The 14,439-nt window shown below is 54.0% G+C and carries 13 protein-coding genes; 5 read left to right on the plus strand and 8 right to left on the minus strand.

What is annotated here, in order from left to right; genetic code table 11:
* Positions 1–103 precede the first annotated feature (103 nt).
* Both ACF8PE_RS02425 and ACF8PE_RS02430 read left to right on the plus strand, forming a co-directional pair.
* Entirely contained in the window at positions 104–559 is a 456-nt protein-coding gene (locus ACF8PE_RS02425; RefSeq protein ID WP_032613212.1) for a DUF4385 domain-containing protein, read from the plus strand.
* Between the two features lie 152 nt (positions 560–711).
* A complete protein-coding gene (locus ACF8PE_RS02430; RefSeq protein ID WP_032613210.1) occupies positions 712–2,019 on the plus strand; it encodes an MFS transporter in 1,308 nt (435 codons plus the stop codon).
* On the opposite strand, the gene ACF8PE_RS02435 is transcribed toward ACF8PE_RS02430, so the two are convergent.
* The 5 genes from ACF8PE_RS02435 to trxC all read right to left on the minus strand — a co-directional run bounded on the left by ACF8PE_RS02435 (position 2,016) and on the right by trxC (position 7,738).
* On the minus strand, positions 2,016–2,351 hold the full coding sequence (locus ACF8PE_RS02435; RefSeq protein ID WP_072250771.1) for a YfiM family lipoprotein: 336 nt from the start codon (positions 2,349–2,351) through the stop codon (positions 2,016–2,018). The two genes, ACF8PE_RS02430 and ACF8PE_RS02435, sit on opposite strands and share 4 nt — an antisense overlap.
* Positions 2,352–2,382: 31 nt before the next feature.
* Positions 2,383–3,738, minus strand: coding sequence for a CDP-diacylglycerol--serine O-phosphatidyltransferase (gene pssA / locus ACF8PE_RS02440; RefSeq protein ID WP_032613208.1), 1,356 nt, complete (start codon positions 3,736–3,738; stop codon positions 2,383–2,385).
* 110 nt (positions 3,739–3,848) lie between these two features.
* Positions 3,849–6,512 (minus strand): protein lysine acetyltransferase, encoded by a 2,664-nt coding sequence (gene pat, locus ACF8PE_RS02445; protein WP_103793085.1) that lies wholly within the window; start codon positions 6,510–6,512, stop codon positions 3,849–3,851.
* 35 nt (positions 6,513–6,547) lie between these two features.
* Positions 6,548–7,246: a tRNA-uridine aminocarboxypropyltransferase gene (tapT, locus tag ACF8PE_RS02450; protein ID WP_059307383.1), complete on the minus strand. Its 699-nt coding sequence runs from the start codon at positions 7,244–7,246 to the stop codon at positions 6,548–6,550.
* 72 nt (positions 7,247–7,318) lie between these two features.
* A complete protein-coding gene (gene trxC / locus ACF8PE_RS02455; RefSeq protein ID WP_059307384.1) occupies positions 7,319–7,738 on the minus strand; it encodes a thioredoxin TrxC in 420 nt (139 codons plus the stop codon).
* Between the two features lie 206 nt (positions 7,739–7,944).
* Here trxC and ACF8PE_RS02460 point away from each other — a divergent pair, with 206 nt between their 5' ends.
* Positions 7,945–9,045 (plus strand): tRNA/rRNA methyltransferase, encoded by a 1,101-nt coding sequence (locus ACF8PE_RS02460; RefSeq protein ID WP_117385216.1) that lies wholly within the window; start codon positions 7,945–7,947, stop codon positions 9,043–9,045.
* Positions 9,046–9,149: 104 nt separating this feature from the next.
* Here the strand turns inward: ACF8PE_RS02460 and ung are convergent, their stop codons facing one another.
* Positions 9,150–9,839: a uracil-DNA glycosylase gene (gene ung, locus ACF8PE_RS02465; protein ID WP_032613197.1), complete on the minus strand. Its 690-nt coding sequence runs from the start codon at positions 9,837–9,839 to the stop codon at positions 9,150–9,152.
* 313 nt (positions 9,840–10,152) lie between these two features.
* Here ung and grcA point away from each other — a divergent pair, with 313 nt between their 5' ends.
* Entirely contained in the window at positions 10,153–10,536 is a 384-nt protein-coding gene (gene grcA / locus ACF8PE_RS02470; RefSeq protein WP_032613195.1) for an autonomous glycyl radical cofactor GrcA, read from the plus strand.
* Between the two features lie 56 nt (positions 10,537–10,592).
* Here grcA and srmB read toward each other — a convergent pair whose 3' ends face one another.
* A complete protein-coding gene (gene srmB / locus ACF8PE_RS02475; protein ID WP_032613193.1) occupies positions 10,593–11,915 on the minus strand; it encodes an ATP-dependent RNA helicase SrmB in 1,323 nt (440 codons plus the stop codon).
* Positions 11,916–12,047: 132 nt separating this feature from the next.
* On the opposite strand from srmB, the gene ACF8PE_RS02480 reads away from it, so the two are divergent.
* Complete coding sequence (locus ACF8PE_RS02480) at positions 12,048–12,785, plus strand: tRNA1(Val) (adenine(37)-N6)-methyltransferase (RefSeq protein WP_032613191.1); 738 nt, start codon at positions 12,048–12,050, stop codon at positions 12,783–12,785.
* On the opposite strand, the gene nadB is transcribed toward ACF8PE_RS02480, so the two are convergent.
* Positions 12,770–14,389 carry an L-aspartate oxidase gene (gene nadB / locus ACF8PE_RS02485; protein ID WP_200142115.1) on the minus strand — a complete coding sequence of 540 codons (1,620 nt, stop codon included), beginning with the start codon at positions 14,387–14,389 and terminating at the stop codon, positions 12,770–12,772. The two genes, ACF8PE_RS02480 and nadB, sit on opposite strands and share 16 nt — an antisense overlap.
* Positions 14,390–14,439: the final 50 nt, after the last annotated feature.

Genomic DNA, 14,439 nt, shown 5'->3' on the forward strand with positions numbered 1-14,439 from the left:
ACCCCGTACCGCAAGGTACGGGGTTTTTCGCATTTCTCCATCCCGGGCAAACTCAACAATCTCTGGCTAAAATAACAAGATATACATCGTCATCGAGGTTATTTTGCCGAATCCCCCATTTAACTACCAACAAGATTTTGCCAACACAAACTTTCGTGATCATCCTGAGCTTTACCAGGTAGGGCGGGGAGAGCAGGGTGTCTTGCTGGTTGAACCTTATAAAAGTGAAATCCTGCCCTACTGGCGTTACAAAAATGCTGAAGTCGCGACAAAATCTGCACAGGAAATTTACGCGCTCTTTGAGCAATATCGTGAGAAAAATGATTTTGTTGGTATGGATATGGCCAGGAAATTTATTCAGATGGGGTATACCCGCGCCAGGCGCTATGCCAACCACAAAGGCGGCAAAAAGTATGATGATGAACGCAATGTGCGTCCGTTAGATCACGATCCAGTCAAAGCCGAAGCGGCGAAAGTCTTTAAGGGATGGTGGGATAAAATTCGTGCCGATGAAGATTATTTACAGAGAAAACAAGCGCATCAAAAAAAGTGGGGTTGATGATACCCCTCGCCTCAGGCCGCATTTTATGACTTATCTCACAAAATTAAATGAAACATAATAGAAACAATTTTTTTACCTAACGTTAAATTTTAAATCTGGTTTTACTGGAACGGGTGCAATGGCCCGCAATGTAAGACAGGGGATTTAAAATGACAGAAACCGTAGCAAGTACAGATACGGAAAGTAAAAAAGAGGCAGACGGCGATACCCGCCGCAGGATCTGGGCTATCGTCGGCGCATCTTCTGGCAATCTGGTGGAATGGTTCGACTTCTATGTTTACTCATTTTGTTCACTCTATTTTGCTCATATCTTCTTCCCATCCGGCAACACCACGACACAACTTCTGCAAACCGCAGGCGTCTTTGCCGCTGGCTTTTTGATGCGCCCAATCGGCGGCTGGCTGTTTGGTCGCATCGCCGATCGAAGAGGGCGAAAAACGTCCATGCTGATCTCAGTCTGTATGATGTGTTTCGGCTCTTTGGTTATTGCCTGTCTACCCGGCTATGATGCGATTGGCACATGGGCACCGGCCTTACTCTTGCTGGCGCGTTTGTTCCAGGGGCTATCCGTTGGGGGGGAATATGGTACAAGTGCGACCTATATGAGTGAAGTCGCAGTGGAAGGGCGTAAAGGCTTTTATGCTTCTTTTCAGTACGTCACGCTGATCGGCGGTCAGCTGTTGGCTATCCTGGCCGTGGTAATACTGCAACAAGTATTGAGTGATGAAGATCTCCGTACCTGGGGATGGCGTATTCCTTTTGCGCTGGGTGCAGTCCTGGCCGTGGTGGCACTGTGGTTACGGCGCCAACTGGATGAAACGTCGCGAAAAGAGGTGAGAACGTTAAAAGAGGCGGGTTCATTTAAAGGTTTATGGCGTAACCGCAAGGCATTTTTGATGGTGCTCGGCTTCACGGCAGGCGGCTCACTCACCTTCTATACCTTTACAACCTACATGCAAAAGTATCTGGTCAACACCACGGGTATGCACGCTAACGTGGCGAGTATGGTCATGACAGTGGCGCTGTTTGTTTTTATGCTTATTCAGCCCATTATCGGTGCGCTGTCAGATAAAATCGGTCGTCGTAGTTCCATGCTCATTTTTGGCGGATTATCGACGTTATGCACGGTGCCTATTCTCACAGCGCTTCAGCATGTTTCATCCCCTTATGCCGCTTTTGCTCTGGTGATGGTGGCACTGGTCATTGCCAGTTTTTACACCTCTATCAGCGGCATTCTTAAGGCAGAGATGTTTCCGGCTCAGGTACGTGCGCTGGGGGTGGGGTTATCTTATGCGGTAGCTAACGCACTCTTTGGGGGGTCGGCAGAATATGTTGCGCTGTCATTAAAATCGATCGGCAATGAGACCGTCTTTTTCTGGTACGTTACGCTGATGGGGGCGCTGGCATTTATTGTCTCGCTGATGCTGCACCGAAAAGGGAAAGGGGTCCGTCTTTAGTGCTCCGCCAGTTGCCACAGGCTATAGCCGGTTGTTGCCCCGGCGATATCCCAGGCAAAATCTTTCCAGCTCCAGCCGCTCCCCGCCGGGCGGCTGTCCCACAGCTCCTTCGATGCCCCAAGACTCACTGAAAACATCAAGCCGTACGCCGCGCTACGATCGCGACTATACCCCTGTCGTTGGGCATACTCATTACCCGCAGCTGACAGCATCGCCGAGGCGAGAAAGTGTTGTGCTTTATCCTGACCCGACCAGCTATCCTGAGCCATATGGCTACAACCACACAGAAGCAGACAGCCCATTAACAGAAAGTAACGCACAACGATCTCCATAAAAAAGCCCCGTCAATGACAGGGCTGAAAATTACAAAATGCGGCTAATCAAGCGATCAATGCGGATCCTGCGCAGACGGCGGATCAGTTTTCTGACCTTAACTGGATAATCAGCAATGCTCTGCAGATCGCGGTAATGGTTTACCACAGTGGTATGGGTGCGGATCAACTCCAGCTCGCGATCGCGCTGGGCTGCCAGCTCATGACGCGGGTCGTGGATCAGAATGGCATTCTCAAGATCCAGTCGCCATGCACGCGGGTTGAGGTTATTTCCCGTTAGCAGCATCCACTCATCATCGACCCACATCCCTTTCAGATGATAGCTGTTGTCTTCATCTTTCCAGAGACGCACCACCAGCTGATCGGTATTGACATAATACTGCAGGCGGCTGAGGAAGCGGCGCAGGTTAATCTCATACAGATAAGGCAGGGCACCGATGATCTTAAACGGCTGATCTTCTGGGATAAAGAAATCGTTCGCTGTTTTATCGCCAACGATTATTTCTACCTTTTTGCCGTCGCGTAAAAGCTGGATGATATTACGCACCAGGACTGCCGGCAGGTTGAAATAGGGGGTACAGATGGTCAGCTTATGCTGAGTGCACGGCATAAGATGGAAGATAGTTTTATTGAGCAGGCTGGATTTACCAAGGCCTACGAGCGGGGTCACTGCAAGCTGTTCGTTATCCGCATCACCCTGGAAATGGAACATGGCATCGCGCAATTCCTGACGGAAAAGACGAATGTCATTTTTGATCTCCGGGCTTTTTGGACGATGGGGATCGTCAAGGCGATTCACGCCGCGACCGCGCACCAGGTTCTGATCCACCCACTCGAACATGACGTCAGCCATGCGGGCATTACGCACCAGGTGATAGCGATCGTAACGGTATTTATCAAGCTGATGCAGGTAGACGTCATTCAGACTTGCGCCGCTGTAGAGCACGCTATCATCAATGATGAAGCCTTTGAAGTGGAGTACGCCGAGCGCTTCGCGGGTGTTAACCGGGACACCATAAACCGCCACATCTACGCCAGGGTTCTCCTGCGCCATGCGGCAATACCAGTCGGCATTAGTGTTAGATGCGGCTGCACCAATACGGCCGCGCTGAGCGCGATGCCAGTCCACCAGGATGCGAACATCCAGTTCAGGGCGCTGACGTTTGGCCTCGTATACCGCGCGTAAAATCGCGCTGCCGCCTTCATCCTGTTCAAGATAAAGCGCGATAATGCAAATACGATGCGTTGCGCTGGCAATTTTTGCCAGTAGCGTCTCCCGAAAATCAGCGGGAGCATAAAAGAACTCTACATCATCAACTGACTGAGAAATCTTCGGTAGTTGAGCAAGGTGTTGTTGATGTTTATTACGCTTAAATTTGGACAACATCACAGTGCGTTTCTTCTCTGTTCATTGAAGGATTATATGGGCTATGCAGCCAACAGAAGCGGGCAATCATACCACCAGTGCCGTTTAAAGTGGTCAACATTTCCAGTACCTTACTCTTGTTTACCAGTCGACATCAGCGCCAGCGTCAGCCCCACAATGCCATCTTCCAGCTGAACATCAACAGTAAAGCCTAATTTTCGCGCCAGGGCGATCATGCCACGATTATTAGGCATAGTAATGCCATTGAGACGGATAAGTCCGTGATCGCGCGTATAACCGATCAGCTTTTCCAGCAACCGTCTGCCTAGCCCGAGGCCTTTTAGATCGGAGCGAACAAGTACTGCAAATTCCGCATCGACGTTATCAGGATCGGAAATAGCACGCGTGACGCCAAGGATCTCATCACCCTCATCAGTGCGGCGGACGGCAACAAAAGCCATTTCCCGATCGTAGTCGATCTGCGTCATATTGGCTAAATCTTCGTGGGTAAATTCGTTGATTTCACTAAAGTAGCGATAGTAAAGATCTTCTTTTGTTACCTGGGCGATGAAGCGCTGTAGCTGGGGTTCATCTTCAGGAAGGATGGGACGAAACAGCGACTGCTCGCCATTCTTCATCTCCACCCATTCTTCAAGCTGATGAGGGTAAGGACGGATCGCGAGTCGGCTTTCACGATCGCCAGTAAAGGCTGCCACGTCCATCGTCACGTCCAGGGCCGTCAGTTCGCTGCCGGAGGCCAGTAAAGGATGAATGTCCAGACGCTGTATTTCCGGGCTGTCGATGATCAGGTTAGATACCTGTACCAGGAACTGGCTCAGAGCAGCGATATCCAGCGATCGCAAGGCACTACGCCCGCGGATCTTCTTGCTCTTGATCCCCTGGATCACCAGGTAGCGCGCCAGGTTCATGTTCAGCGGAGGCAGGGCAACCACCGCCTGCTCTTCAGGACGCCACTCAACGCCCCCTTCGCCCAGCATGATCAGTGGACCAAAGACCGGATCGTGTTCAACCACCACCCGTAACTCCTGTGCCCCCGCGCGGTTGGCCATGCTTTGCACCAGCAGGCCGTGGATCCGCGCCTGGGGCCAGGTCATTTTGACACGATCGATGATGGCATCTGCCGCCTGTTGAACTTCCGCCGCGGTGCGCAGATACAGCATCACCCCCTGAACTTCTGACTTATGGGGGATATCGGGGGAGCGGAGTTTTAGCGCGACCGGATAACCAATCTGCTCGGCAATATGCACCGCTTCCGCACTGTCACTGGCGATCCAGGTCGGCAGGGTATGCATGCCGAAAGCATTCAGTATCGGCTGTACCTCGTGGGTATCCAGTGTACGCGCGCCATCATCAATGGCGCGTTGCAGCAGGGCACGAGCATTACCGGTATTGGCCGTCAGATTTCCGGGGAGCGCAGGGGTTTCCCGCAGCTGTTTCTGGTTACGTCGGTACTCCACCATGTGCATAAAGGCGGTGATGGTGCCTTCCGGTGTGCGGTATGTCGGCAGCCCTGCCTCGCTGAACAGGCGGCGTGCCTCCTGAGAGGAAAACTCACCGCACCAGTTGGTCAGAAGCGAAACGTATTTACCGCGCGGATGCTTTTTCACAGTTTCAATCAGCGAACGGGCACTTTCACTCCCTGGCGCGACGGCGCTCGGAGAGTGAATAACCATCAGGGCATCAAAATCCTGGCTCTCCAGCAGAATGTTCAGGGCGCTGATATAGCGATCGCTGCTGGCATCGTCACGCAAATCGAGTGGATTACCCGGCTCTACGCCAGGAGGCAGCGCCTCACGCAGGCGCTGGAGCGTCTCTTCACTGAGCGCGGCCAGCTTGCCGTTACGCAGCCAGAGTTCATCCAGCGCCAGCGCGGCGGGGGCGGCTCCGTTGCTGATGATCATCAGCCGTTCACCCCGGAGCGGACGCATATGGCTGAGCGTTTCGACAGCCGAAAAGAGTTCATGGGTATCCTGAACGCGCAGTAAACCGGCACGCTGGATGGCGGCATCCCAGGCGGGGTCCATCCCGGAATGCGAGTGCAAAAGACGCTGAGCGGCCGGGCTACGACCGCTTTTGATCACCAGGATCGGTTTATTGCGCGAGGCACTACGGGCCGCGGAGACAAAGCGTCGGGCATCGCTCAGATGCTCAAGATAGAGCAGGATGGCACTGGTTTTGGTATCGCGTGCCAGAAAATCCAGCAGCTCGTCGACATCGATGTCCAGCCCATCGCCCAGGGCGATAAAGTAGGAGAACCCCATCTCACGCTGCTGTGCCCAGTCGAGAATCGTATTGGAGACCGCCGCCGACTGCGAGATAAAGGCCAGCTTGCCTTTACGTATTGGAACAGGCGAGAAACTGGCGTTCAGCCCCTGCCAGGGCGCCAGCAGGCCAAGGCTGTTTGGCCCCAGCAGTCGCATCTGGAATCGCGCCGCGCAGGCCAGAAGCGCCGTCTGTTGTTCAGGAGGTGAGGAGAGAATGATGCAGGTTTTACAGCCCTTTTTACCCAGCGCCTCAAGCAGCGTGATATTGCGTCGGGCATGAGTACAAAGCACCGCGAGATCGGGGATAAAGGGCAGGCTGTCCACGTCTGGCCAGGCCAGGACGCCCAGCACGGCTTTATAAGCAGGCGTTACCGGCAGAATTGGGCCGTTGAAACCGCCTGCGAGCAGGTTCCGCATCATCAGGTAACCGGCGCGTTCGGGTTTCATCGACGCGCCGATGACGGCGATGGATTTAGGGCGGAGTAATGCTTCTAACCCGCGCTGGCTCATACAAGTCTCCTGAAAAGGCGAGTGACCTGATGATATTAAACGCTTTCCGGCTCTGTTGCTGTGATGCTTCCCTTATGAGTGGTTTTTCCTGCGAGATAGCGTTCGCGAAAACAGGAAAAATGGCCACCAAGCGCACTGGCTGCCAGGGTATCGCCCGCCAGATCCAGTAGCGCAATCGCCACTTCGGCTGTGCAGTATTGGCCGTCAGCGTGGGCTTCACGCAGGCGATAAGAAGAAACACGTGACAGATCGACCGAGATTACCGGCAGGGCATCCAGATAAGGACTCTTACGGAACATCTTACGCGCTTCGGTCCAGGTGCCATCCAGCATAATAAACAGCGGGGGCTTGCCGGAAGGGGGAACGGTAAGCACTTCACGCGTTTCTCCGGCATAAGACGCCGGGAACACCACCATCGGCTGATAATCCGGGCTGGCGACCAAATCCAGGAGTGCCTGCGGCGGTTCGGTGCGAGACCACTGGAAAGCAGCGGTATCCGGTAAAATATCGGCGATGAGTCGGCCAGTATTGCTGGGCTTCATCGGTTCCGTATCAAACATTACCAGACAGAAACGGCTTTTAGCCTCGCTGGGTGTCAGCGTAGCGCACAGGCACTGCTTAAGCGGCAGCAGGCAGCGCTGACAGCGACGAATGCGGTTACCACGGGCAAGAAAAGGGCGAGTCGCACGCGCCAGGCGTTCGGCGCGCAATTGCAGTACGGCGTTATCAGTCATGGGGGGAGAGCGTAGAAAAAACGCCATTCTCGCAGAGGCGAGAGCGGGGCACAAGTTACGTGCCCCGGAATATCAGAGGGATTCGTTCAGCCAGCTGTCAAACGGGGCTTTTGGCACTGCGCCGTTCAACATATCGACCACCTCACCATTCTTGAAAATCATGATGGTTGGAATACTGCGAATGCGGAAGCGTGCGCTCAGCTCACGTTCAGCTTCGGTGTTCACTTTCACAAAACGCATTTTGCCGTTACGCTCTTCTGCGACATCTTCAAAGATCGGTGCAAAATTGCGGCACGGGCCGCACCAGGGCGCCCAGAAATCGACCACTACCGGCAGATCGTCCTTCAGCAGTTTATCCAGAGTTGCACCGGTAGCATTAATGACATCACCATCGAACAATTCATGACCGCAGCGTCCGCATTTTGCTCCATCATCAATTCGATCCTCTGGAATGCGGTTAAGAGCCTGGCAGTTGGCACATACGGTATTCATAACTAACCTCAGGTAGAGCAGGGGGACAAATCGGCAACATGCCGGTTATGTTTCCAATATGTTACATATTATCAGCGACCCTGTTTGAAACAACAATGCGTTTTATTCAATGAGAACAATAGTCACAGGCTTTTATACGAAGTAATGGCTATGCGCGGGTACATCGGGTAATCTGCGCGCTTCGCGCAGCGCTGGTGGAGAAAAGCATGAACGACGAACTGAAAAACAAAAGCGGCAAGGTCAAAGTGATGTATGTCCGCAGTGATGATGACTCTGATAAACGCACCGAAAATCCGCGTACCGGAAAAGGTGGCGGGCGTCCAGGGCCATCTCGTGCAGACGGTGGCCGTCGCCCCGCCCGCGATGAGAGAAACAGCCGCGGTGATGACCGCAAACGCGACGATCGTAAACGTGACGACCGTAAGCGTGATGATTTCAAACGCGACGACTTTAACCGCGACGCTTCCCCGTGGCGTACCGTTTCCCGCGCGCCGGGCGATGAGTCGAAGGCCCCTGTCGATCACGGCAGCATGGCCGGTAAAACGGTGATTGATCCAGAAGTCATCCGCCGTCAACGCGCGGAAGAGACGCGTGTCTACGGTGAGAACGCCTGTCAGGCCCTGTTCCAGAGCCGTCCTGACAGCATCGTGCGCGCCTGGTTTATCCAGAGCGTCACGCCGCGTTTCAAAGAGGCGCTGCGCTGGATGGCCGCCAATCGCAAAGCCTACCACGTGGTAGATGATGCAGAGATTACCAAAGCGTCTGGCACCGAACACCACGGTGGCGTTTGCTTCCTGATTAAGAAACGTAACGGGATGACCGTTAAGCAGTGGGTTAGCCAGGCAGCGGAAGATGACTGCGTACTGGCGATGGAAGACGTGGGCAACCCGCACAACCTCGGCGCGATGATGCGCAGCTGCGCCCATTTCGGCGTGAAAGGGGTACTGTTGCAGGATGCGGCTTTGCTGGAATCCGGTGCGGCAATCCGTACCGCGGAAGGCGGCGCGGAACACGTTCAGCCGATCACTGGCGACAGCGTGTTGGACGCGATTGAACAGTTCCGTAAAGCGGGCTATTCCATTGTGACTACCTCCAGCCACAAAGGCACCACCCCGCTGTTTAAGGCGACGCTGCCGCGTAAAATGGTGCTGTTGCTGGGTCAGGAGCGTGATGGTCTGTCTGATGCGGCACTGTCCAGCGCCGATCTGAGCGTCTCTATCGATGGCACCGGCAATGTCGAAAGCCTTAACGTATCCGTTGCGACCGGCGTTCTGCTGGCGGAGTGGTGGCGTCAGAACAAAGCGTAATCCCGCTCTGTTTTTGTAGGCCGGGTAAGGCGAAGCCGCCACCCGGCAATAGGCCCGGTGGCGCTATGTTTACCGGGCCTGCATATCTGCTCTGTTTATCCAGTCTATTCGCTTTCAGCCGGTAACTCTGGCATCCAGTTAATTGGCGTTTCGCCCTGTTTCTCCAGCCATTCATTTGCCAGCACGAAATGATTGCAGCCAAAAAAGCCGCGGTGTGCTGACAGCGGCGACGGGTGCGGTGCTTTCAGCACATGATGGCGCTGGGTATCAATGATCGCCCCTTTCTTCTGCGCGTGCGACCCCCACAGTAAAAACACAACCCCTTCCCGATGTTGGTTAATCAGGCTGATAACTTTATCCGTAAACGTCTCCCAGCCCAGGCTGGCATGGGAGTGTGCCTGCCCGGCGCGTACCGTCAGCACCGTGTTCAGCAGCAGCACGCCCTGGCGTGCCCAGCTTTCCAGATAGCCGTGTGCAGGGCGGGTAAATCCTGGCACCGAGGCTTCCAGCTCCTTATACATATTCAGGAGGGAAGGGGGAGTTGCAACGCCCGGACGTACGGAAAAGGCCAGACCGTGCGCCTGGCCCGGCCCGTGATAGGGATCCTGGCCAAGAATTACCACTTTGACATCGGCCAGTTCGGTAAAACGAAAGGCGTTAAATACGTCTTTCTGTGGCGGATAGATGGTGATGCCGTCCTGACGTTCGGCGGCAACCGTGTTCAGCGTATTGACGAAGTAAGGTTGTTTTTTCTCATCGGCCAGTACGTCATGCCAGGTTAAAGGTGTTGTCATCTCGCTCTCCTGCGAATTTTATCTGCTCCTAGCTTAACTGGTTATGACGAGGGAGCAAAATTGCCGGGGTAAAAGGGCAGCTTGATGAAAAATATTTAAAAAATTACGAATTCTTTTGAAGGCTGGCTTCGTAGAAAATTGATATAAAACAATAATCTTCCCTGATAGCCCTTGTGTCGATATGGTTTTTATTGATTTACGTCAATGAATGACGAGGGTTTGACTGATATATATACACTCAAGCAACAATGGTTTTACCAATTGCCCTAAACAATGGGCAACACCCAATAGTGTAGTTTAAGGGAGACATTACATGATTACTGGTATCCAGATTACTAAAGCTGCAAACGACGACCTGCTGAACTCTTTCTGGCTGCTGGACAGCGAAAAAGGCGAAGCGCGCTGCGTATGTGCAAAAGCAGGCTTTGCAGAAGATGAAGTTGTTCCGGTTAATAAACTGGGTGAGATTGAGTACCGCGAAATCCCAATGGAAATCAAACCGGAAGTGCGCGTTGAAGGCGGTCAGCATCTGAACGTTAACGTGCTGCGTCGCGAAACACTGGAAGATGCCGTTAAGCATCCTGAAAAATATCCACAGCTGACCATTCGCGTATCCGGCTATGCCGTTCGCTTTAACTCACTGACTGCAGAACAGCAGCGTGACGTCATTGCCCGTACCTTTACCGCCAGCCTGTAATTGCTGCCAGCGAATAGATACAAAAACGCCGGGTTAACCCCGGCGTTTTTTTACGCTTATTTCTGTGAAGCAGGTTCACTGCCACTTGGCTTGCGACGTTTACCAATGTTTTTGGCATCACGGTGGCGTTGCTTCACACGCGGTTTCTCTTTTTCTTTCTCTTTTTTCTCTGCGCGCTTGGCGAGAACTTTCTTCGACGGTTTACCCGTCATTTTTTCGCTTGGTGGGCGCGTAGTAGGGCGCAGTTCGTCAATCACGCGCGCTTTCACCGGCTCTTCGATGTAGCGACCCACTTTCTGCAGCAGCAGATAGTCATGCGCCTCAACCAGAGAAATCGCGGTGCCTTTAAGGCCTGCACGCCCGGTACGACCGATACGGTGAAGGTAAACATCTCCGCTGCGCGGCATGTCGAAGTTAATCACATGGCTCACTTCAGGAATGTCGATACCACGCGCTGCCACGTCCGTGGCAATCAAGACATTCACGCGACCTTCGGTCAGGCGTTTAATCCCTTCGGTACGTTTAATCTGCGCCATCTCACCTTCGAGATAACAGTTGTTAATGCCCGCGGCGCGAAGTTGTTCAGCCAGTTCGTGCACACGTTCGCGTTTACGTACAAAGACGATGGTACGGGTCGTGTCATCTTGTTTTAACAGATGTTTAAGCAACTCGAGCTTATGCTCGTAGTTATCAGCACGGTAATACCACTGGTGAATTTTTTTGCGCTCGCGCGTGGACGGCGTGGCAGAAACTTCTGCCGGATCGTTAAGCAGACGCTCAGCAAAGTCTTTAATCGCATCGCCTTCAAGCGTGGCAGAAAACAGCATGGTCTGTTTGCGCCAGCGGGTTTCGCCTGCGATGTGTTCAATATCCTGCGCGAAGCCCAGCTCCAGCATGCGATCCGCTTCATCCAGAATCAGCGTTTCAACAGCACGGCAATCAAAGTTTTCTTCTTTGATGTACTGCATCAAACGCCCGGTGGTGGCGACCACGATATCCTGGTTCTCACTGAACACTTCGGCGTGGTTCATGTAGGCTACGCCACCGGTGATGGTCGCAATATCCAGATGGGTATTGGCGGCCAGTTCACGCGCATGCTCCGCAACCTGAACGGCTAACTCACGTGTTGGGGTCAGAATAAGGATACGCGGTGGACCGGATTTCTTGCGGGGGAAATCAATCAGATGCTGCAAGACAGGCAGCAGGTACGCCGCCGTTTTACCGGTGCCTGTCGGCGCTGAACCGAGTACGTCGCGGCCTTCTAACGCAGGCGGAATGGCTGCCGCCTGGATGGCAGTCGGGCGTGTGAAGCCTTTATTCTGGAGGGCTTCCAGAAGGCTTTCGTCGAGTTCAAGTTCGGAAAAAGTCGTTACAGTCATGTTCTACCTCTGTGTGGGGCGCTGATTATAGACGTTATGGCTGCAATCTTCATCTGTTTGTGTGGATATCCCTTTTCCGTCGTTACGCTTTCCCCTATGCTACTCCCGTTTCATTTTGAAGGTTGCTCTGACATGTCTCAACTCAAAGCGCAGCTGCGCCGCGATGGTTTTACCTTTAAGCAGTTCTTTGTCGCTCACGACCGCTGTGCAATGAAAGTCGGCACCGATGGCATTTTACTGGGGGCATGGGCACCGGTTGCAGGCGTTAAACGTATCCTTGATATTGGCAGCGGCAGCGGGTTATTAGCCCTTATGCTGGCGCAGCGCACCGAGCCGTCAACCACGCTTGATGCGGTAGAGCTGGATCCTCGTGCGGCCGAACAGGCAGCAGAAAACGTGGCTGAATCCCCCTGGGCCTCTCGCATTGCACTCCATTGTGCGGATGTTCTTACCTGGGCACCAGAGCAAACGGCTCGCTATGACTTAATTGTCAGTAATCCTCCTTATTATGAACCCGGCGTCGGGTGCGCAACGCCCGAGCGCGACCAGGCTCGTTCAACCGGCTCGCTCGATCACGGTGCGCTATTAGCCTGTGCGGCGGCGTTGATCACCGAAGAGGGTTTTTTCTGCGTGGTATTACCGGAAAGCGCGGGCAGTGCGCTAATCAATAACGCACTGGAAATGGGCTGGTATTTACGTCTGCGCACCGACATTGCTGACACGGACGGCAGGTTACCGCACCGGGTTCTGGTGGCGCTGTCGCCGAAAGAAGGAGAGTGCTTCAGCGACAGGCTGGTGATCCGCGGGCCAGATCAGCGTTATTCCGAGGATTATACGGCGCTGACCCACCCGTTCTATCTGTTTATGTGAGCCAGCGGCGAGAGCACGGACGGCCCGGAGTGCTCAAGTTGTTCCGGGTAGTCGAGCGTATAATGCAGCCCGCGGCTCTCTTTACGCATCATTGCGCAACGCACAATCAGCTCCGCCACCTGGACCAGATTACGCAGCTCCAGCAGATTGTTTGACACGCGGAAGTGAGCGTAATACTCGTCAATCTCCTGCTGTAACATGGTAATGCGACGCAGGGCGCGCTCCAGCCGCTTGGTGGTGCGTACAATCCCCACGTAATCCCACATAAAGAGGCGCAGTTCGTGCCAGTTATGCTGGATCACCACCAGTTCATCCGGGTTTTCCACGCGGCTTTCATCCCAGGCGGGCAGATTTTCTGCCTGACGGGCGTAAGGCATGCGCTTGGTAATATCTTCTGCCGCCGACCAGCCATAGACCACACACTCCAGCAGCGAGTTAGAGGCCATACGGTTGGCACCATGCAGGCCGGTATAACTCACTTCGCCGATCGCATACAGGCCGTCGACGTCGGTGCGGCCATGATCGTCCACCATCACTCCACCGCAGGTATAGTGGGCCGCGGGCACCACAGGCATCGGCTCTTTGGTGATGTCGATGCCTAACCCCAGCAATTTTTCATAGATGGTCGGGAAGTGCTGACGCACAAATTCTGCGGGTTTGTGGCTGATATCCAGATACATGCAATCCACGCCCAGGCGTTTCATTTCATGATCGATAGCGCGGGCCACGACATCACGCGGGGCCAATTCGCCCCGCTCGTCGAAGTCCGGCATAAAGCGTGTGCCATCCGGGCGCTTCAGATGCGCGCCTTCACCGCGCAGGGCTTCAGTCAGCAGGAAATTGCGGGCCTGCGGGTGGAATAATGCGGTGGGGTGGAACTGATTAAATTCCAGATTGGCCACGCGACAGCCTGCACGCCAGGCCATGGCAATCCCGTCGCCTGAAGAGATATCGGGGTTAGTGGTGTACTGGTACACCTTGGAAGCACCGCCTGTCGCCAGTACCACCGATTTGGCCCGGCAGGTTTCTACCGTCTCTTTATTACGGTTCCAGACCCAGGCACCCACGACGCGGCGCGTACCTGGCAGACCAATCTTGTCGGAAATGATCAAGTCTACCGCATTGCTGCGTTCCAGCACCTGGATGTTCGGATGACTCAACGCCTGGCTGACCAGGGTCGTTTCCACCTCTTTACCGGTGGCATCCGCAGCGTGCAGGATACGGCGATGGCTATGGCCGCCTTCCCGCGTCAGGTGATAACTCTCTTCACCGTTGGGCTGGACGTGGGTATCAAACAACACACCCTGATCGATAAGCCACTGAACGCAATGTCGGGCATTACTGGCGACAAACTCAGCGGCGTGCTTATCCACGATACCGCCACCGGCAATCAGGGTATCTTCTACGTGGGAGTCGATACTGTCCGTTTCATCAAACACAGCGGCAATCCCGCCCTGTGCATAGAAGGTGGAGCCTTCATTGATGGGACCCTTGCTGAGAACAATCACTTTCTGGTGTGAGGCGAGTCGCAGCGCCAGTGAAAGGCCAGCGGCACCGCTGCCGATAATCAGTACGTCACAGGAGAGGTCAGTCATTGCGTTCATGATGTGTGTTTAATTTACTAAACAGTGTTTGGCCAGCATAGCACCCGAAT

The organism is Leclercia sp. GLN_9 (assembly GCF_043105735.1).
Classification (GTDB): Bacteria; Pseudomonadota; Gammaproteobacteria; order Enterobacterales; family Enterobacteriaceae; genus Enterobacter; species Enterobacter adecarboxylatus.